The sequence below is a fragment of the Thiobacillus thiophilus genome, assembly GCF_055378705.1.
On sequence record NZ_AP042404.1, the window covers coordinates 2,327,633 to 2,345,827 of the forward strand.

General features: G+C 64.2%; 18 protein-coding genes. 11 read left to right on the forward strand and 7 right to left on the reverse strand.

Going from position 1 to position 18,195, the window contains the following annotated elements; all coding sequences use genetic code 11:
• The first annotated feature begins 29 nt into the window (after positions 1-29).
• Positions 30-173 carry a DNA gyrase inhibitor YacG gene (locus ACZ41T_RS11450; RefSeq protein WP_464921521.1) on the forward strand — a complete coding sequence of 48 codons (144 nt, stop codon included), beginning with the start codon at positions 30-32 and terminating at the stop codon, positions 171-173.
• Here the strand turns inward: ACZ41T_RS11450 and rpiA are convergent, their stop codons facing one another.
• Positions 174-830, reverse strand: a complete 657-nt coding sequence (gene rpiA / locus ACZ41T_RS11455; RefSeq protein ID WP_464921522.1) for a ribose-5-phosphate isomerase RpiA — start codon at positions 828-830, stop codon at positions 174-176. It abuts the gene before it with no gap.
• 81 nt (positions 831-911) lie between these two features.
• On the opposite strand from rpiA, the gene ilvA reads away from it, so the two are divergent.
• On the forward strand, positions 912-2,429 hold the full coding sequence (gene ilvA, locus ACZ41T_RS11460; protein WP_464921523.1) for a threonine ammonia-lyase, biosynthetic: 1,518 nt from the start codon (positions 912-914) through the stop codon (positions 2,427-2,429).
• Between the two features lie 3 nt (positions 2,430-2,432).
• Here ilvA and ACZ41T_RS11465 read toward each other — a convergent pair whose 3' ends face one another.
• Positions 2,433-2,621, reverse strand: a complete 189-nt coding sequence (locus ACZ41T_RS11465) for a YgaP family membrane protein (protein ID WP_464921524.1) — start codon at positions 2,619-2,621, stop codon at positions 2,433-2,435.
• A 138-nt stretch (positions 2,622-2,759) separates the two neighbouring features.
• Between ACZ41T_RS11465 and ACZ41T_RS11470 the strand changes: the two genes are divergently transcribed.
• From ACZ41T_RS11470 to ACZ41T_RS11485, 4 genes are all read left to right on the forward strand, one after another.
• Entirely contained in the window at positions 2,760-4,721 is a 1,962-nt protein-coding gene (locus ACZ41T_RS11470; protein WP_464921525.1) for a transglycosylase SLT domain-containing protein, read from the forward strand.
• Positions 4,722-4,792: 71 nt separating this feature from the next.
• The gene (locus ACZ41T_RS11475; RefSeq protein ID WP_464921526.1) at positions 4,793-5,830 is read left to right on the forward strand and encodes a complex I NDUFA9 subunit family protein; all 1,038 of its coding nucleotides are present in this window, start codon (positions 4,793-4,795) and stop codon (positions 5,828-5,830) included.
• A 14-nt stretch (positions 5,831-5,844) separates the two neighbouring features.
• On the forward strand, positions 5,845-7,074 hold the full coding sequence (locus ACZ41T_RS11480; RefSeq protein ID WP_464921527.1) for a multifunctional CCA addition/repair protein: 1,230 nt from the start codon (positions 5,845-5,847) through the stop codon (positions 7,072-7,074).
• Between the two features lie 295 nt (positions 7,075-7,369).
• The gene (locus ACZ41T_RS11485; RefSeq protein WP_464921528.1) at positions 7,370-8,116 is read left to right on the forward strand and encodes a ferredoxin--NADP reductase; all 747 of its coding nucleotides are present in this window, start codon (positions 7,370-7,372) and stop codon (positions 8,114-8,116) included.
• Positions 8,117-8,176: 60 nt separating this feature from the next.
• Here the strand turns inward: ACZ41T_RS11485 and ACZ41T_RS11490 are convergent, their stop codons facing one another.
• From ACZ41T_RS11490 to ACZ41T_RS11500, 3 genes are read right to left on the reverse strand one after another with little or no spacing between them, the layout of a single operon-like run.
• Entirely contained in the window at positions 8,177-8,566 is a 390-nt protein-coding gene (locus ACZ41T_RS11490; protein WP_464921529.1) for a hypothetical protein, read from the reverse strand.
• A 49-nt stretch (positions 8,567-8,615) separates the two neighbouring features.
• Positions 8,616-9,200, reverse strand: a complete 585-nt coding sequence (locus tag ACZ41T_RS11495) for a glycine zipper 2TM domain-containing protein (protein WP_464921530.1) — start codon at positions 9,198-9,200, stop codon at positions 8,616-8,618.
• 35 nt (positions 9,201-9,235) lie between these two features.
• Positions 9,236-9,532 (reverse strand): hypothetical protein, encoded by a 297-nt coding sequence (locus tag ACZ41T_RS11500; protein WP_464921531.1) that lies wholly within the window; start codon positions 9,530-9,532, stop codon positions 9,236-9,238.
• Between the two features lie 151 nt (positions 9,533-9,683).
• Between ACZ41T_RS11500 and ACZ41T_RS11505 the strand changes: the two genes are divergently transcribed.
• The gene (locus ACZ41T_RS11505; protein WP_464921532.1) at positions 9,684-10,397 is read left to right on the forward strand and encodes a response regulator; all 714 of its coding nucleotides are present in this window, start codon (positions 9,684-9,686) and stop codon (positions 10,395-10,397) included.
• Between the two features lie 112 nt (positions 10,398-10,509).
• A complete protein-coding gene (locus tag ACZ41T_RS11510; RefSeq protein ID WP_464921533.1) occupies positions 10,510-11,817 on the forward strand; it encodes an ATP-binding protein in 1,308 nt (435 codons plus the stop codon).
• Here ACZ41T_RS11510 and ACZ41T_RS11515 read toward each other — a convergent pair.
• On the reverse strand, positions 11,808-11,963 hold the full coding sequence (locus ACZ41T_RS11515) for a hypothetical protein (RefSeq protein WP_464921534.1): 156 nt from the start codon (positions 11,961-11,963) through the stop codon (positions 11,808-11,810). The genes ACZ41T_RS11510 and ACZ41T_RS11515 overlap by 10 nt on opposite strands.
• Entirely contained in the window at positions 11,963-12,115 is a 153-nt protein-coding gene (locus ACZ41T_RS11520; protein ID WP_464921535.1) for a hypothetical protein, read from the reverse strand. The genes ACZ41T_RS11515 and ACZ41T_RS11520 overlap by 1 nt, the downstream gene beginning before the upstream one ends.
• 283 nt (positions 12,116-12,398) lie before the next feature.
• Here ACZ41T_RS11520 and ACZ41T_RS11525 point away from each other — a divergent pair, with 283 nt between their 5' ends.
• The 3 genes from ACZ41T_RS11525 to glyS all read left to right on the forward strand — a co-directional run bounded on the left by ACZ41T_RS11525 (position 12,399) and on the right by glyS (position 18,166).
• On the forward strand, positions 12,399-14,363 hold the full coding sequence (locus tag ACZ41T_RS11525; protein ID WP_464921536.1) for an ABC-F family ATP-binding cassette domain-containing protein: 1,965 nt from the start codon (positions 12,399-12,401) through the stop codon (positions 14,361-14,363).
• Positions 14,364-15,140: 777 nt separating this feature from the next.
• Positions 15,141-16,064 carry a glycine--tRNA ligase subunit alpha gene (gene glyQ / locus ACZ41T_RS11530; RefSeq protein WP_464921537.1) on the forward strand — a complete coding sequence of 308 codons (924 nt, stop codon included), beginning with the start codon at positions 15,141-15,143 and terminating at the stop codon, positions 16,062-16,064.
• On the forward strand, positions 16,061-18,166 hold the full coding sequence (gene glyS / locus ACZ41T_RS11535) for a glycine--tRNA ligase subunit beta (protein WP_464921538.1): 2,106 nt from the start codon (positions 16,061-16,063) through the stop codon (positions 18,164-18,166). Before glyQ ends, glyS begins: the two co-directional genes overlap by 4 nt.
• The last annotated feature ends 29 nt before the right edge of the window (positions 18,167-18,195 follow it).

Here is an 18,195-nt window from a genome sequence, read left to right on the forward strand (position 1 = left end):
TTGTCAGTTGCCCGATATGCGGTGCGGCCGTGAAATGGACAGCGGAGAATCGCTGGAAGCCGTTTTGCAGCGAGCGCTGCAAAACGATCGACCTGGGACAATGGGCGGCCGAGAAATATCGGGTTCCCGCCGATAAGCAGGAACCCGAGGACGACCCCTCGCAAGCCCAGTAATTACTTCTTGTAGGTCTTGACGCCGGATTCTGTTCCCAGCAGCAGCACGTCCGCCCCGCGCCGCGCGAACAGGCCGTTGGTGACCACGCCGACGATGAGATTGATCGCAGTTTCCAGCGATACCGGATCGACGATCGAGAGGCCGTGTACGTCGAGAATGAGGTTTCCGTTGTCGGTGGTGAAGCCCTCCCGCAATCTGGGCTGGCCACCGAGTTTCACCAGTTCGCGCGCCACATACGAGCGCGCCATTGGAATCACCTCGACCGGCAGCGGGAACGTGCCCAGCACGCCGACCAGCTTGCTCTCGTCGGCAATGCAGATGAACTGCTTGCTGCACGCCGCCACGATCTTTTCCCGTGTCAGCGCGCCGCCGCCACCCTTGATCATGGCGAAGTGCTCGGTGATCTCGTCGGCGCCATCGACGTAGATTTCGAGTTCGCCCACACTGTTGAGGTCCAGCACCTGGATACCATGGCTTTTGAGGCGGGCGGCGGTGGCTTCCGAGCTGGCCACGGCGCCGTCGATGCGGCCCTTCACTTCGGCCAGCGCATCGATGAAATAGTTGGCGGTCGAACCGGTGCCTACCCCGATGATGCCGCCCTTGGCATAATCCACCGCGGCGCGTGCCACGGCTTGCTTCATTTCGTCCTGATTCATGATGTTTTCGTCGATTGGGTTGCAGCCGGCTAAGATAGCGGCATCGCTCCTTTTTTACAAACCCCGCACCCCCCTGCCGCCATGAGCCCACCTGACGATTACCTCGAACGCATCCTCACCTCGCGCGTCTACGACGTGGCGATCGAGTCGCCGCTCGACGTGGCCCACAATCTGTCGCGGCGTCTCAACAACCAGATTCTGCTGAAGCGCGAAGACCTGCAGCCGGTGTTTTCTTTCAAGTGTCGTGGCGCCTACAACAAGATGGCGAAGCTCACGCAGGCCCAGCTTGCGCGCGGCGTGGTGGCGGCCTCGGCCGGCAATCATGCGCAGGGGGTGGCGCTGGCCGCGCAAAAGCTCGGGGTGACGGCGATCATCGTGATGCCGGCCACCACGCCCAGGATCAAGGTCGACGCGGTGGTCGCGCGCGGCGCGCAGGTGATCCTGCACGGCGACAATTACGACGAAGCCTGCGCCCACGCCACCACGCTGGCCAGGGAAGCGAAAGCGACCTTCGTTCACCCTTACGACGACCCCGACGTGATCGCCGGGCAGGGCACGGTGGCGATGGAGTTGCTGCGCCAGCATCCCGGCCCGATCCACTCGATCTACATTCCGGTCGGCGGCGGCGGGCTGATCGCCGGCATGGCGGCCTATATCAAGCGGTTGCGGCCGGAAATCAGGATCATTGGCGTCGAACCCGAGGACGCCGACGCCATGGCGCGCTCGCTATGCAAGGGCAAGCGCGTCACGCTGCCGCGCGTGGGCATTTTTGCCGACGGCGTGGCGGTGAAAACGGTCGGCAGGGAAACCTTCCGGCTGGCGCAGCTGTATGTCGACGAAATCATCCGCGTCAACAACGACGCGATCTGTGCGGCGATCAAGGACGTGTTCGAGGACACGCGCTCGATCCTGGAACCGGCCGGCGCGCTGTCGATCGCCGGGATGAAGGCCGCGATCGCTGGCGACCGGCTCAAGGGCAGGACGCTGGTCGCGGTGGCCTCCGGCGCCAACATGAACTTCGATCGCCTGCGTCATATCGCCGAACGCGCCGAACTCGGCGAGAAGCGGGAAGCGGTGCTGGCGGTGACCATTCCCGAGACGCCGGGCAGCTTCAAGGCCTTCTGCGGCCTGCTGGGCGCGCGCAACATCACCGAATTCAACTACCGCTATTCCGACCCCAAAACGGCGCGCGTGTTCGTCGGCCTGTCGGTGCCGGGAGCGGGCGAGGGCGCGCGCGTGGTCGAGCTGTTGCAGCGCCATGGGCTGGAAGCGCTCGACCTCACCGACAACGAGATGGCCAAGCTGCACATTCGCCACATGGTCGGCGGGCGCGCGCCGGAGGCGGTCAACGAAGTGCTGTACCGCTTCGAATTTCCCGAGCGCCCCGGTGCACTGATGCAGTTTCTGGAAAGCATGAGCCGCGGCTGGAACATCAGCCTGTTCCACTACCGCAACCACGGTGCGGACTATGGACGCATCCTGGTCGGCATTCAGGTGCCGGAAAAGGAAAAGCCCGGCTTCCAGAAATTTCTGGACGGGCTGGGCTATCGTTATTGGGACGAGTCCCGCAATCCGGCTTACAAGCTGTTCCTGGCCTGAGCCTTACTTTTTCAGGCCGCAGGTGTTGATGCCGAGCAACTTGTAGGTGGGGCAGAATTTGAATACTCCGGTGGCGAGTGGCAGCACGCCGATCCAGGCCCATACCGGCCCTCCCATGAGCGCCCAGGCGATGAGCGCAATGCCTGCAAGAATACGGATGATGCGGTCGATGTTGCCGACGTTGGGGGTCATGTTGGGCTCCTTGAAAAACGAATAAGGTGCAGTCAATATAGTACGCATCCGGCGTTTTTGGCGCTGGAGTGAACCTTGCCGCCGCCACGATGGGTCTTGCTCGGGCGGTGCGTGCGGGCTGCATGCTACTCTCGTATCATGCTTCGAATTTTCGTTTTTTTGCTGCTGGGCGCATTGTCTGCGGCAACCGTCCAGGCGGCCCCGGGCGACACCGCCGTGCTGCAGGCGCAGCAGGCGTTTGCCGCGCGCAAGCCGGCAAATCTGGAACGTGCGGCGCGCGACGTCCCGGCCGATCATGTGCTGGCACCCTATGTCGAATACTGGCGCCTGATGCTGGCAAGCCGCACCGAAGATGCGCGTCTTGCCGATTTTCTGGCGCGCTACCCCGGTAGCCGCATGGCTGAAGCGCTACGCGCCGACTGGCTGCAATCGCTCGGCGCGCGTGAGGCGTGGCCGGCCTATCTGGCCGGGTATCCGCGCCTCGTCAAACCCGATGCCGCGCACCAGTGTTATGCCTACCGTGCCGAATGGGCGTTGGGCAATCGCAGCCATTTGCGCGAGGCGGTGACCGTGTGGTTTACCGGGCGCGACATGCCATCGGCCTGCACGCCCTTGTTCGAGCAGCTGATCGGGGCCGGATTGATCGGCCAGGAAGACGTCTGGCGGCGCATCCGGCTGGCGCTGGAAGCGGGTAACCCCGGCGTTGCCAGGACGGTGGCCAATGCCCTGCCGACAGGACAGCGTCCAGCCGCGGCGCTGTTCGATCTGGCCAGCCGCGATCCCGGACGCTTGCTGAAATCCGGACGGCTTGATTCCGGCAGGCGCGGCGACCGCGAAATCGCGCTCTATGCGCTCGATCAGCTTGCCCGGCACAGTTCCAGCGAGGCGGTGCAGGCGCTGCGGAAGTGGGCGCCGCAGTTCACCGCGGAGGAGCTGCAAGCGGCCTGGGCGCATCTCGCCGCCTGGGCGGCGCGCCGCCATGAGGCGGTTGCCCTGGAATGGTTTCAGCAGGCCGGTGTGGCGGCGACCAACGACTTTCAGCGCGAATGGTGGGCGCGCGCCGCACTGCGTGCAGGGGACTGGCCAGCCGTACTGCGGGCGATCGAGAGCATGGGCGAAGCCACTCGCACGCTGCCCGTCTGGCGCTACTGGCGCGCGCGCGCCTTGCAGGCTGCCGGCCAGCGCGCAGCGGCGAATCCGCTGCTTCTTGTATTGGCGCGCGAGCATCATTACTACGGCCAGCTGGCGCAGGAAGAGCTCGGCCCGGTGATGCAGGCGCCGGTTACCAACATCAAGACGGGTGGCGACGACGTCGCGGCCATTGCCCGCCAGCCCGGCATTGCGCGCGCACTGGCCCTGTATGAACTCGGCTTGCGCAGCGACGCCAGCCAGGAGTGGAACTGGACGGTGCAGGCGTTTTCAGACGCCCAGCTGCTGGCAGCCGCCGAACTGGCACGGCGCATGGAATGGTATGACCGCGCCATCAACACCGCCGAGCGCACCCGCGAGCTGCACGATTTCGAATTGCGGTTTCTGGCGCCTTACCGCGAACTGGCACAAAAGGCCGCGCGCGAAAACGAACTCGACGAAGCCTGGGTGTTCGGCCTGATGCGGCAGGAAAGCCGCTTTATCAACGTCGCGCGTTCCGGCGTCGGCGCGTCCGGGTTGATGCAGATCATGCCGGCGACTGCGCGCTGGATCGCAAAACAGCTCGGCATCAAGCGCTTCCATCCGCGCGAGATGCAGGATCCGGCAAAAAACATCCAGTTCGGCGCGTATTACCTCAAGTACGTTCAAACCAGCCTGGACGGTTCGCCGGTGCTCGCCACCGCCGCCTACAATGCCGGACCGGGACGCGCGCAGCGCTGGCGCGACAGCCGGCCGATGGAAGCCGCGGTCTATATCGAGTCGATTCCGTTTGCCGAGACGCGCGATTACGTCAAAAAGGTGATGAGCAATGCCATGTATTACGCGGCGCGTTTCGGCCAGCCATCGGTGCTGCTGACAGAACGGCTGGGCACGGTGCCGCCGCGCAAAGCCCCGGCAGACTCCACCCCCGACCCTGACGCCGCGCTGGAAGTCGAGCAGGCGGGCGACTAATCCGGAGACATCGATTGACGAAGCATCCGGGCTAAAATCGGCAACGCCTCATATTTGAAGCACCCCTTACCATGAAAATTGAACACATCTGCATCCTAGGCGGGTCCGGCTTTGTCGGCAGTCATCTCGTCGGCCAGCTCGCCGCGCGCGGTCTCCAGGTGCGCGTACTTTCCCGCCGCCGCGAAACGTCCAAGGAGCTGATTCTGCTGCCCACGGTGGAAGTGATCGAGGCCGATGTGCACGATCAGCAGGAACTCATCCGCCACTTCCGCGGCATGGATGCGGTCATCAACCTGGTTGGCATCCTGCACGAAAACAAGGTCGGCCGTATCGACCTGCCGGGCGCCCGCCGCGGCGACTTCCAGAAAGCCCACATCGAATTGCCGCGCAAGGTCGTCCACGCCTGCGGCGAGGCGGGCGTGCACCGTCTGCTGCACATGAGCGCGCTCGGCGCCAACCCCAATTCACGCTCGGCCTACCAGCGCTCCAAGGGCATCGGCGAAGCGCTGGTGCGCGAGGCCGCGATGCAGCACATCGAGCACGAAAACTGGTATTTAAACGGCCCCAAGTTTATCCACGGCTACGGTCTCGATGTCACGATCTTCCGGCCATCGGTGATCTTCGGCCGCGGCGATTCCTTTCTGTCGATGTTCGCGCGTCTGCTCAAGGTTTTCCCGATGCTGCCGCTGGCGAGTGCCGGTGCGCACTTTGCCCCGGTGCACGTGGACGACGTCGCCCGCGCCTATGCCGACAGCCTCGACAATCTCGCGACCTACGGCCAGACCTACGACCTGTGCGGCCCCAGGGCCTATACCCTGCAGGAGCTGGTGAGCTACGTGGGCGAGGTCATCGGCAAGCCACGCAGAATCGTCCCGCTGGGGGACCTGCTTTCCTACCTGCAGGCCTGGGCAATGGAATTCAAGCCCGGCAAAAAACTGATGACGCGCGACAATTTCTTTGCCATGTGCGTGGATAACGTCTGCAGCGGCGGCTGGCCGTCGGTGTTCGATTTCCAGCCGGCAGCGCTCGAAGCCATCGCGCCGGAATACCTGCGCGCCGACACGCCGCGCGCGCGGTACGAGGGCTACCGCGAAAACGCCCGTCGTTGAGGGCGCCCGCTGCCATGAAAACCTACATCGTCGGCGGCGCCGTGCGCGACCGCTTGCTGGGGCTGCCGGTGACCGACCGCGACTTCGTCGTCGTCGGCGCCACCCCCGACGATATGCTGGCGCTGGGTTTTCAGCCGGTCGGTAAGGACTTCCCGGTCTTCCTGCACCCGCACACCCACGAGGAATACGCGCTGGCGCGCACCGAGCGCAAGTCCGGCCATGGCTACAAGGGCTTCAAGGTGTATGCCGCGCCGGAAGTCACGCTGGAAGAGGACTTGCGGCGGCGCGACCTCACCATCAACGCGATGGCCGAGGACGAGGCCGGCGCCCTGATCGACCCCTACGGCGGCCAGCGCGACCTGGCCGCCAAAACCTTTCGCCACGTCAGCGCAGCTTTTGCCGAAGACCCGGTGCGCATCCTGCGGGTGGCGCGTTTCGCCGCCCGCTTCACCGACTTTACCGTGGCACCGGAAACCCATGCGCTGATGCGAAAGATGGTGGATGACGGCGAAATCGATGCGCTGGTGCCCGAGCGGGTGTGGCAGGAAGTTGCGCGCGGCCTGATGGACGCGCAGCCATCGCGCATGTTCCAGGTGCTGCGCGACTGCGGCGCGCTGACCCGACTGTTTCCCGAAATCGACCGCCTGTTCGGTGTGCCGCAGCCGCCCGAGCACCATCCCGAAATCGATACCGGCGTGCATACCATGCTGGTCGTCGACTGGGCGGCGCGGCAGGGCTTCAGCCTGCCGGTGCGCTTCGCAGCCTTAACCCACGACCTCGGAAAGGGCGTCACCCCTCCCGGACTCTGGCCCCGGCACCACGGCCACGAAGCGAAAAGCGCCGAACTGGTACGCGCGCTGAGCGAACGCATCCGCGTGCCTGCCGATTGCCGCGATCTCGCCGTTGCGGTGGCGCGTGATCATGGCAATGCGCACCGCGCGCTGGAATTGCGTCCCGGCACCCTCGTCGAACTACTGGAACGGCTCGACGCTTTCCGCCGCCCCGAGCGCTTCGAGGAATTCCTGCAAGCGTGTGAGTGCGATTTCCGCGGCCGGCCAGGCTATCCGGACAAGCCTTTCCCCGAGCCGGATTACCTGCGGCAGGCGCTGCAGGCCGCGCAGGCGATCGATGCCGCCGAGGTGGCGCGCAACGCCGACCCGGCGCGCATCCGGGAAGCCATCTTCCAGGCACGGGCGGCCGCGGTGGCAGCGTGGCGCGATCGGCTTCAGACGGACAAGCCGTAAGTGGCCCGGCGGCTTGGCGGTGTCATGGGCACAGCCCCTGCACGGACGTCCATAGGCGTCTATCCTTGCAAAGGGATTTGCTTATCGATCTGATTTTCAAGAAGAGTGTGTTCATGAATCCGGATGGCCTGTTGTTCTGCTGGCTGTCGCCTTGACGCCTGCCCTGGTTGAAAGATGAGCAGATTGAGAAGCGCCTGGCTTCGTATTGTGCTGGAACTGTGTCCTGTTCGTGCCGTCGAATCAGCTGGGTGCCCTGTGCGGTACATGGAAACAGCAGCGGAACACGGGAGAAATCATGCCTTACAGTGAACAAACGGTGCAGTCGGTACGGCCGTGGTCGGCCAGAACCTTCAGCTTCACGCTCAGCCGTCCGCAGGATTTTACGTTTGAGAACGGCGAATTCGTCACCATTGGCTTGAAGCGCGAAGGCAAGTTGGTGGCGCGCGCGTATTCCATCGTCTCCACCGCCGACCGCGATCATCTGGAATTCCTCAGCATCCACGTGCCGGACGGGCCGCTGACCAGCCAGCTGGTCCATATCCGCCCCGGCGACAACGTGTGGGTCAACAGCAAGGCCACCGGCTCGCTCACGCTCAATCATGTGCTGCCGGGACGCACGCTGTACCTGCTGGCCACCGGCACGGGGCTGGCGCCGTTCATGAGCCTGATCCGCGATCCTGAACTCTATGCCCGTTTTGAGAACGTGGTGCTGGTGCATTCGGTGCGCACAGTTGTCGAGCTGGCCTACCGCGACGAGATCGAATCGCTGGACAACCCCCAGCTTTATTACGTGCCGACGGTGACGCGCGAGCCTTTCCCCGTACCCGAGCGCGGTGGCGACCTGTTCCGTTCCGGCGTGCTGTCGCAACGCCTTGGTCTGCCCGCGGCGGATTCCGAACGGGACCGCGTGATGGTTTGCGGCAACCCGGCAATGACGCGCGAGCTGACGCATTACCTCAAGGGTTCAGGCTGGACCCCGACCAGCCATCGCGGCGTCGGTAACTTCACCACCGAAGTTGCGTTCGTCGTGCATCACGCGTAATCGCCCCCGGGCCGCTTGAACATACGAATGGGCACGGGAAACCCTGGGCCCATCGCCTGTCTAATCGCGGCCGTGGCGGCGCTGGTCGCGCCGGTCGCTACGGTGTTCACGACGATCCTCGCGCCAGTTGTCGCGCTGGTCTTTCCGGCCGCGGTCATCCCAGCCACGACCGTAATCCCGGTAACCGTAATCGCGGTAATGCCGCACATACGTTACCCGGTGCGGCGGCGGCAGCACAATGGCACGGCCAGGGTGGTGCGGCATGTCCGTCCAGTAGCGGGAGCCGCCGGATTCGACCAGCACGCGGAAGCCATCGTGGTAGCCCGTGCCAAACGAGACCGAGATACGCGGCTCGACGGCGATGACGCGGCCATAAGTGCGGTCATTGTGGGCGAGGGCGCTGCCGGAGGCGGCCAGCAGGGCGGTTGCAATCAGAAGGATGCGTAACATGACACTTCTCCTTTCAGGTTTCAGGTCCGACAGGCTGCCAGGCTGAGCGTCAGTCGTTCCACTTGTTGCGGCTGCTGTTCCAGCGCTCGCTGCGCTGGTCCTCGGCCACGGAAAAACGCACATCAAGGGTCACCCATCTGCCCGGATCGTAGGGCAGGTGGGTGTTGTATTCGCGGCCCTGGAAGCGGTAGCGCACGTCGTAGCCGCTGACCACCTGGCGGAAGTTGTCCTGGGTGCGGCAGCGTTCCACCTGCTGCGGCCGCGATTCGTAACGGGTGCCGCCGTCGTTCAAGCGGTCGCCCACCACGGCGCCGGTGGCGGCGCCGACCGCGGCGGCGGCAACCCGGCCGTCGCCCTTGCCGACGGTGGAACCGATCAGGCCGCCGGCAATGGCGCCGAGAATCGCGCCGCCGGCGTTGTTGCCCTCCCGATAGCTCTGCGTCTCGTAACCGACGGTTTCGGTCCAGCACTCGCGGCGCGGCTCGTTGATCGTCTCGTAGACCGGCGTGCTGGCCAGAACCTGGGCGCGGGCGGTAAAGCCGTCGCCGTTGCCACGGCCGGGACCGGCCTGCGCTGCGCCGCTGGCAGCAAGTAGTGCGGCGATCAGGGTGGTGTTCAGGGCGCGTGATTTCATCTTTACTCTCCTTGGTTGCTTCAAGTCAGTCGGGTTCAGCGGCGGTCGCGGGGGCGACTGCCCTCTTCAGGTTGCTGCGGTTGTTTCTGGCGGCGCCGTTCGTAGCCATAGCCGTAGCCGTAGCCTTGCGGCTCCTCGGTCCCGGCTTCGTGCCTGGAGGCGCGGCGCTCGTCCTTGCGGGCATCGCGCCGATCCGGGCGAACCTCGTCACCGCGGTCGCGCTTGGCCACGATGAACGCGTCATCCATCAAGTCCGGGGCGGCCTGAACCGGGGCGGCCAGGGCCAGTCCCAGTGCGGCCAGTCCAGAAATCCAAAGTTGTCGTGTGTTCATCGTGGTCTCCATTTCTATGGTTGCTGCTTCGCTTCCATGCTTCGCAGTCTGGTTGAGAGAAGTAAGTGCACTGTTTCACGCAAGAGCGATTTTGTAACAGTGTGTAACCGGGAAGGGAATGGCACCCTGTTGCCGCTGATATAGTTGCCGCATGGAAAAAAACGTGATTTACGTAACCGACGACGACCCCGGCATCCGCGAACTGGTGGCCGAATACCTGGCGGGTCATGGCTATGCGGTCGCGACCGCGGAAGATGCGGCTTCGCTTGATCGGCTGCTCGCCGCCCGGCTACCCGACCTCCTGGTGCTCGACTGGATGATGCCGGGCGAGGACGGCCTGTCGGTGGCGCGGCGGCTGCGCGCACAGCCCGGATTTCCGCCCATCATCATGCTGTCGGCCAAGGGCGAGGACATCGACCGCATCATTGGTCTCGAAGTCGGCGCCGACGATTACCTGCCAAAGCCGTTCAATCCGCGCGAGCTGCTGGCGCGTATCCGTGCGGTGATGCGCCGGCACGGCGGGGCAGCTGCCCCGGCGGCGGCCGGAACCACCCGGCTGGTGCATTTCGGCCCATTCAGCGCCAATCTCGACGCCCGCACGCTCAGCCGCGACGGTGTGGAAATCCCACTGACCGGTAGTGAGTACGAACTGCTGGAAATTTTCGTCACCCACGCCAACCGCGCGCTGTCGCGCGACTGGCTGATGGACCAGCTGCGCGGCTTCGAGCGCGACCCGTTCGACCGCAGCATCGACGTGCGGGTGAATCGTCTGCGCAAGAAAATCGAGGACGATCCGGCCAACCCGGCCTACATCCGCACCCAGCGCGGGCAGGGCTATCTGTTCGTGCCGCAGGGCAAGGGGTGATTCCATTTCAAAACCGGAAATCTCTTTGTCGGCTACGTCTCGCCGTGCAGTGGGTACTGTCTTCGGCTTGCCTTCGCGATCTTTCCGGTTTTGAAATGGAATGGGGCCAGCGATGAAGTCCATCACCCGCTCGCTGTTCGTCCGCACCGCGCTGACGCTGGCGCTGGCCTTCGTCGTGTTCCAGGCGGCGGCGTTTTGGGTAGTGACCCGCACCCTGATCATCCCGGTGGCGGAGCGCTCGGCCGACGACCTGGCCGGCCTGGTTGTGCTGTCGGCGCAGACCTGGGTGGAACTGCCGCCCGAGACGCGTCCGGCGTTCGAGCGCGAACTGGCGCGCCGTCACGGCCTGCGCCTGACCACCGCCGACATCGGGGCGACCGTGGATGCGCCGCAGTTTGCGTTCCGCAGCCAGATCGAAGCCGCGCTGAGCCGCCGCGTGGGTGAAACCATTGTGTTGCGTGGAGTGCCGGGAACCGTGGCGGCGTGGCTGGATATCCCGGTCGGCGGGCACGACCTGCGGGTCGGCTTCTTCCCCGACCGCTATGCCGTCAAGCCGCCGCTGGCCGCGACTACGGTCGTTGCGCTGGGCACGTTCCTCAGCCTGCTGACCGCCCTTTTTCTGGTGCGCCGCATCACCGTACCGCTGGCGCGCGCAGCGCAGGCGGCCAGCCAGGTGGGTGCGGGCGAGCTACCCGAGCCCTTGCCGGAAACCGGCCCCGCCGAACTCGCCGAACTGGCACGCCGTTTCAACACCATGGCGGCCGAAGTGCGCGATCTGCTGGATAACCGCACCACCTTGCTGGCAGGCATCTCGCACGACCTGCGCACTCCGATGACGCGCCTGCAGCTGAATCTGGAAATGCTGCGCGATGCGCCCGACCCTGCGCGCATCGACCGCGCGGTAGCCGATCTGGCCGACATGAACAGGCTGATTACCGGTTATCTGGAACTGGCACGGACCACGCAGACCGAAACGAAGGTGCGCTTCGATCTTGCGGAACTGCTGGAGGAGGTGGTGGCCGATGCGGGTCTGCCATGGGCGGGCGCGGCGCCGTGCGAGGTCGAGGTGGCGCGGCTGGCGGTGCGGCGGATCGTATCCAACCTGATCCAGAATGCGCAGCGTTATGGCGGCGGCACGCCCATCGAGCTGGCTTTGGAATGTTCGGATACATGGGTGCGGGTGACCGTGCGCGACGCCGGCGCCGGCATCCCCGACGACCAGATGGAAAAGGTATTCAGGCCGTTTTACCGGCTGGAGAGCTCCCGCTCGCAGGTTACGGGCGGAACCGGGCTGGGGCTGGCGATTGTGCGCCAGCTGACGGAAACACATGGCTGGAAAGTGAAGCTCAGGAACCGTGCGGCAGGCGGCCTGGAGGCGGTACTGGAAATCCCCCGCCAGCAGCCTGGCGGTCAGGTGTAGTAGGGCGTGCTCCGCCGCAGCACCCGGAATTCGATGAACAGCAGCGTCAGGCTGAACATCGACATGCGGTAGGTGCTGCCGCTGAAAAATCCCAGCGGCGAACGAGACAGGTTGATGCTCACGCGGGTGGATCGACCGACCTGCATCAGGCGGCGGGCTGGTGTGCAAACAGGGAAAATTGCACGAACAGCAGTGACAGGCTGGTGAGGCTCATGCGCTCGGTCTGGCCGTGAAACCAGGCGAAGGGCGAGGCGCTGAGTTCGAGAACCAGTTGGTTTTTACCGAATTGCAGTTTCATGCTGCGCTCCTTGGCGAGGGGTTGCCTGATTACTTGCATTACGTGCAATGCCTGTGCCAACCGGGCTGTGGCAATGTGACGAAAAAATAAATCGACAAAACAAAGGCTTGCAAAGTCCGGCTTGAAGGGGCCGGTTGGGGCGCTTGCGTGGGCTGACGAAAAACCGTCAACCGGCGTCGAAACGGCAAACGGTCGACTTCCCGAACGGGTGGGAGCCCATGTCGGGGTAAAATCCGGCTTTAACGATTTAAGCGGGGCGTGTTCTGCGCGCCGCATCTTCTGCATGATCATCCTCAAGAATCTCAGCCTGCGGCGTAGCGCCAAGGTTTTGCTCGACAACGCATCGGTGTCGATCAACCCCGGCGAGCGGGTCGGCCTGGTGGGGCGCAACGGCGCTGGCAAGTCCAGCCTGTTCGCGCTCCTGAACGGCACCCTGCACGAAGACAAGGGCGACTTCTCCATGCCGTCGCAGTGGCGCATGGCGCAGGTAGCGCAGGACATGCCGGAAACGAGCGAGCCCGCGACCGACTTCGTCATCGCCGGCGACAGCCAGTTGGTCGCGGCACAGGCCGAGGTGGATGCCGCCGAAGCCAGCGACGACGGCGAGCGCATGGCGCACGCCTACATGGCGCTGCACGACGCCGGCGCGCACGACGCGCAGTCGCGCGCGCAGGCGCTGATCCTCGGGCTTGGCTTCCAGGTACGCGAGCTGAACCAGCCGGTCAACAGCTTTTCCGGCGGCTGGCGGATGAGACTCCAATTGGCGCGGGCGCTGATGTGCCCGTCCGACCTGCTGCTGCTCGACGAACCCACCAACCACCTCGACCTCGATGCGCTGGTGTGGCTGGAAGCCTGGCTGAAAAAATACCCCGGCACCATGCTGGTGATCAGCCATGACCGCGAGTTTCTCGACGCCGTGACCAACGTCACCATCCACATCGAAAACGGCCAGCTCACCCGCTACGGCGGCAACTACAGCACCTTCGAGGACATGCGCGCCGAGCAGATGGCGCTGCAGCAGGCGGCGTTCGCCAAACAGCAGGACAAGATCGCCCACCTGCAGGATTTCATCAACCGCTTCAAGGCCAAGGCCAGCAAGGCCAAACAGGCGCAAAGCCGGGTCAAGGCGCTGGATCGCATGGAACGCCTGGCGCCGATGCTGGCGAGCGCGGATTTTACCTTCGAATTCAAGGAGCCGCTCAACCTGCCCAACCCCATGCTGACCATCGACGACGCCAGCTTCGGCTACCCGCCGCCCGCGGATGCGCCCCCAGGCACATTGCCGACGGTGATCGTGCAGAACGTCAGCAAGTCGGTCTTCGCCGGGCAGCGCATCGGTATCCTCGGCGCCAACGGCCAGGGCAAATCGACGCTGGTGAAGACCATCGCGCGCACCTTGCCGGTGGTTGCGGGCGAGGTGATCGAGGGGCGCGGCCTCAACATCGGCTACTTCGCGCAGCAGGAACTCGACGTGCTGCGCCCCAAAGACACCCCGCTGGAACACATGATCCGCCTCGCCCGCGACACCATCGCCAACGGCGGCGCCGGCCAGTTCAGCAGCCGCGAGCAGGATCTGCGCAACTTCCTCGGCACCTTCAACTTCAACGGCGACATGGTCAAGCAGGCCGTCGGCACCATGAGCGGCGGCGAAAAAGCGCGGTTGGTGCTGTGCATGATCGTGTGGCAGCGGCCGAATCTCTTGCTGCTGGACGAGCCGACCAACCACCTCGACCTCGCCACCCGCGAAGCGCTGGCGATGGCCTTGAACGAGTTCGAGGGCACCCTCATGCTGGTCAGCCACGACCGCGCCCTGCTGCGTTCGGTGTGCGACGAATTCTGGCTGGTCACGCGCGGCGGGGTGGAGCCGTTCGACGGCGACCTGGACGACTACCAGCGGTATTTGCTGGATGAGGGCAAGCGCCTGCGCGAAGAATTGAAGCAGGCGGGCAAGGGGGGTGAGACCCCGGTTGCCAGAGCGGAACCTGCATCGGTGGCGGCGAAGAAGCCGGTGTCATCGGGCAGGATCAAGTCGCTCAAGCAGAAACTGGAGAAGCTCGACAAAAGCATGGCTGCGCTACAAGGGGAAAAGGCGGCGTTGGAAGCCCGCCTGGGCGGGACGCTTTCTGTCGAGGAAATTACTGAAACCGGCAAGCAGCTTCAGCATGTCATTGACGAACTGGCGATTGAAGAGGGGGAGTGGCTGGAATTGTCGGGGGAGATTGAGGCGCTGGAAATGGCGAGTGCTTAGGGCTGGCAGCGCCCCTCAGCGCTGTTCGCCCTGAGCCTGTCCTGAGCTTAGCGAAGGTGGCTGTCAATACCAGTGAAGGATTTTGCAGGACCGCCGACCGTTGGCCGGGGGTAGCCCGGCGGCTAGTTACTTTCTTTTGCTTCGCCAAAAGAAAGTAACCAAAGAAAAGGCGACCCCGACAGTCCCGAATTCCCGAAGATCAAGCGCGTCGGGTGGGCGGCAAAGAACTCGCCCCGCCTGATTGTTTTAATTTTGTTTTTTGTGGGCGGGGCTCAAACACCTTTGCCGCTGATCCACCCGCCGCACTTGATCTTCGGCGGATCTGTAAGGGGAAGAAAGTCAAAACCAGTTTGACTATGCGCAAACGTCGCAGACCGGATTGAGTGCTTCGCAGTAAAGCTCGCCCAAGTACACAAACTGTCCCGTTACCACCGGCCTGGTTTTGTGTTCCCCCTTACAGCCACGCCGAGAATTGGCCCTGCCGGGCGGATCAGCGGCGAAGGTGTTTGAGCCCCGCTCACAAAAATTGAATCAGCTCAGAAAAAGCGGGGCGAGTTCTTCGCCGCCCGTCGCGGCAGGGCGGATTTTCGGGAATTCGTGGCTGTCGGGGTCGCCTTCTTTTGGTTACTTTTCTTGGCGAGACAAGAAAAGTGACTAGCTGCCTGGCTACCCCCGGCCCACGGTCAGCAGCTCGGCAGCATTCCCCGCTACAACCGACAACGAAACCCCTTCCAACCACGTTAAAATGCCGCTTTCCAGAAAAGCCGCTCATCCGCCGTGAAACCCACCTTTCAGGACATCATCCTCACCCTGCAACGCTACTGGGCTGAGCGCGGCTGTGCGCTTTTGCAGCCTTACGACATGGAGGTCGGCGCCGGTACTTCGCATACCGCGACCTTTCTGCGTGCGCTTGGACCGGAGCCGTGGAAGGCGGCCTACGTGCAGCCGAGCCGCCGGCCCAAGGATGGGCGCTACGGCGACAACCCCAACCGGCTGCAGCATTACTACCAGTTTCAGGTGGTGCTCAAACCGGCACCCGCCGATATTCTGGAGTTGTATCTCGGTTCGCTGGAAGCACTGGGCTTCGATCTGAAAAAGAACGACGTGCGTTTCGTCGAGGACGACTGGGAAAACCCCACGCTCGGCGCCTGGGGGCTGGGCTGGGAGGTGTGGCTGAACGGCATGGAAGTGACGCAGTTCACCTACTTTCAGCAGGTCGGCGGCATTGATGTGAAGCCGATCACCGGCGAAATCACCTACGGTCTGGAGCGCCTGGCGATGTATCTGCAGGGGGTGGAGAGCGTGTTCGACCTGGTCTGGACCGAGGGGTTGACCTACCGCGACGTCTACCACCAGAACGAGGTCGAGCAGTCGGCCTACAACTTCGAGCACAGCGACGTCGATTTTCTGCTCGCTGCCTTTTCCGCGCACGAGAAGAAGGCGCAGGAACTGATGGCGGTTCAGCTCGCACTGCCGGCCTACGAGCAGGTGCTGAAGGCCGCGCATACCTTCAACCTGCTCGACGCGCGCGGCGCGATTTCGGTGACCGAGCGCGCGGCGTATATCGGCCGCATTCGCAACCTGGCGCGCGCGGTGGCGAAGAGTTATCTCGATAGCCGGGCGCGGCTAGGTTTCCCGATGGCGCCCAAGGCCTGGGCAGACGAAGTGCTGGCACAGATTGAAAAGAAGGCTGCGGCATGATCACCGAAAATTTGCTCGTTGAACTCTTTGTCGAAGAACTGCCGCCCAAGGCGCTGAAGAAGCTGGGCGAGGCCTTTGCTGCCGAGCTTGCCGAAAGTTTGGTCGCGCAGGGACTGACCGAGGCGAAGGCTGCGGTCGCTAACTTTGCCTCGCCGCGTCGCCTTGGCGTGCACATCGAAGGCGTCCTGCAGCGCGCCGCCGACAAGCCGGTGTCGACCAAGCTGATGCCGGTTGCCGTGGGTCTGGATGCAGAGGGCAAGGCGACGCCTGCGCTGCTGAAGCGCCTGGCCGTGCTGGGTGCCGATACGTCCGCCGTCAGCCAGTTGCGCCGCGCGGCAGACGGCAAGAATGAAGCGCTGTTCCACGACAGCATCGCACCGGGCACGAAGCTCGCCGACGGCCTGCAGCACGCGCTCGAAGCGGCGATGGCGAAGCTACCTATCCCGAAGGTGATGCAGTACCAGCTGGCCGACGGCTGGAGCAGCGTGCACTTCGTGCGTCCGGTGCACGGGCTGGTTGCGCTGCATGGCACGGACATTGTGCCGCTGTCCGTGCTGGGCTTGACGGCCGGGCGCGACACGCAGGGCCATCGCTTCGAAGCGCGCGTCAGTCCGGTGGTGATCCGGAGCGCTGACAGCTACGCCAGCCAAATGAAAGACGAGGGCGCAGTGATCGCCAGCTTTGCCGAGCGCCGCGCCGAGATCGTTCGCCAGCTGCAATCTGCAGCTGCGCCCTCGGGTTTGACGCCGGTCGAGGACGACGCGCTGCTGGATGAAGTCACCGCGTTGGTCGAGCGTCCCAATGTGCTGGTCGGTACGTTCGAGGAGGCCTTTCTCGAAGTGCCGCAGGAATGCCTGATCCTGACCATGAAGGCAAACCAGAAATACTTCCCGTTGTTGGACGCGCAAGGCAAGCTGACTAACCGCTTCCTCATCGTTTCCAATATCTCGCCTGCCGATGCGTCTGCCGTCATTGGCGGCAACGAACGCGTGGTGCGCCCGCGTCTGGCCGACGCCAAATTCTTCTACGACCAGGACCGCAAAAAGGCGCTGGACTCGCGCGTGCTGGGGCTGGCCAGGGTCGTTTACCACAACAAGCTCGGCACCCAGGGCGAGCGCGTGACGCGGGTACAGGCGATTGCCCGCGCCATCGGCGAGCAGATCGGCGGCGAGGCCATTGCGCTGAAGGCCGATCAGGCTGCGCTGCTGGCCAAGGCCGACCTGCTCACCGATATGGTCGGCGAGTTTCCCGAGCTGCAAGGCATCATGGGGCGCTATTACGCGCAGCACGATGGGCTGGCCGACGACATCGCCTTCGCCATCGAGGACCACTACAAGCCTCGCTTTGCCGGCGACGCGCTGCCGCGCAGCGATGTCGGCGTGTGCGTGGCGCTGGCGGACAAGCTGGAGACGCTGGTGGGGCTGTTCGGCATCGGCGAGAAACCCAGCGGCGACAGGGATCCGTTTGCGCTGCGTCGTCATGCGCTGGGCGTGATTCGCATGCTGATCGAAAAGAGCTTGCCGCTGAGCCTGGACGATCTGGTTAATATCGCCTTCGCCGCCTTCCCGCAGGGATTGCTCGGACAGGCGCACACTGATGTGTACATGTTCGTGTTCGAGCGCCTCAGTGGCGCGATGCGCGAACAGGGCTATTCCGCGAACGAGGTCGATGCGGTGCTGAGCCTGAACCCGACGCAGATCCATCTGGTACCGAAGCAACTGGAGGCGGTGCGTGCCTTCGCAGCATTGCCGGAAGCCCCCACGCTCGCCGCGGCCAACAAGCGTGTCGGCAATATCCTGAAAAAGACCGAGGGCGAGGCGGGCGGCGGGGTCAACGCGGCATTGTTCGCCGAGACGGCGGAAACGGCGCTGTTTGCCGCGCTTTCCGAGATTGCCCCGCGCGCCGACGCCGCATTTGCCGCAGGCGACTACACAGCGTCGCTGCAGGCGCTGGCGGCGCTCAAGGCGCCGGTCGATGCCTTTTTCGACCAGGTGATGGTGAACGCCGACGATCCCACGCTCAAAGCCAACCGGCTGGCGCTGCTGTACCGGTTGCACCAGACCATGAACCGGGTTGCGGACTTGTCGCGGCTGGCGGCGTAAGATGGCTTTCTGCGCAGCAGGAGTCTCGC

Coding starts and splice junctions, on each gene's coding strand:
- rpiA (WP_464921522.1), bottom strand. CDS start 830: ATGAATCAGGACGAAATGAAGCAAGCCGTGGCACGCGCCGCGGTGGAT.
- ilvA (WP_464921523.1), top strand. CDS start 912: ATGAGCCCACCTGACGATTACCTCGAACGCATCCTCACCTCGCGCGTC.
- ACZ41T_RS11465 (WP_464921524.1), bottom strand. CDS start 2,621: ATGACCCCCAACGTCGGCAACATCGACCGCATCATCCGTATTCTTGCA.
- ACZ41T_RS11470 (WP_464921525.1), top strand. CDS start 2,760: ATGCTTCGAATTTTCGTTTTTTTGCTGCTGGGCGCATTGTCTGCGGCA.
- ACZ41T_RS11475 (WP_464921526.1), top strand. CDS start 4,793: ATGAAAATTGAACACATCTGCATCCTAGGCGGGTCCGGCTTTGTCGGC.
- ACZ41T_RS11480 (WP_464921527.1), top strand. CDS start 5,845: ATGAAAACCTACATCGTCGGCGGCGCCGTGCGCGACCGCTTGCTGGGG.
- ACZ41T_RS11485 (WP_464921528.1), top strand. CDS start 7,370: ATGCCTTACAGTGAACAAACGGTGCAGTCGGTACGGCCGTGGTCGGCC.
- ACZ41T_RS11490 (WP_464921529.1), bottom strand. CDS start 8,566: ATGTTACGCATCCTTCTGATTGCAACCGCCCTGCTGGCCGCCTCCGGC.
- ACZ41T_RS11495 (WP_464921530.1), bottom strand. CDS start 9,200: ATGAAATCACGCGCCCTGAACACCACCCTGATCGCCGCACTACTTGCT.
- ACZ41T_RS11500 (WP_464921531.1), bottom strand. CDS start 9,532: ATGAACACACGACAACTTTGGATTTCTGGACTGGCCGCACTGGGACTG.
- ACZ41T_RS11505 (WP_464921532.1), top strand. CDS start 9,684: ATGGAAAAAAACGTGATTTACGTAACCGACGACGACCCCGGCATCCGC.
- ACZ41T_RS11510 (WP_464921533.1), top strand. CDS start 10,510: ATGAAGTCCATCACCCGCTCGCTGTTCGTCCGCACCGCGCTGACGCTG.
- ACZ41T_RS11515 (WP_464921534.1), bottom strand. CDS start 11,963: ATGCAGGTCGGTCGATCCACCCGCGTGAGCATCAACCTGTCTCGTTCG.
- ACZ41T_RS11520 (WP_464921535.1), bottom strand. CDS start 12,115: ATGAAACTGCAATTCGGTAAAAACCAACTGGTTCTCGAACTCAGCGCC.
- ACZ41T_RS11525 (WP_464921536.1), top strand. CDS start 12,399: ATGATCATCCTCAAGAATCTCAGCCTGCGGCGTAGCGCCAAGGTTTTG.
- glyS (WP_464921538.1), top strand. CDS start 16,061: ATGATCACCGAAAATTTGCTCGTTGAACTCTTTGTCGAAGAACTGCCG.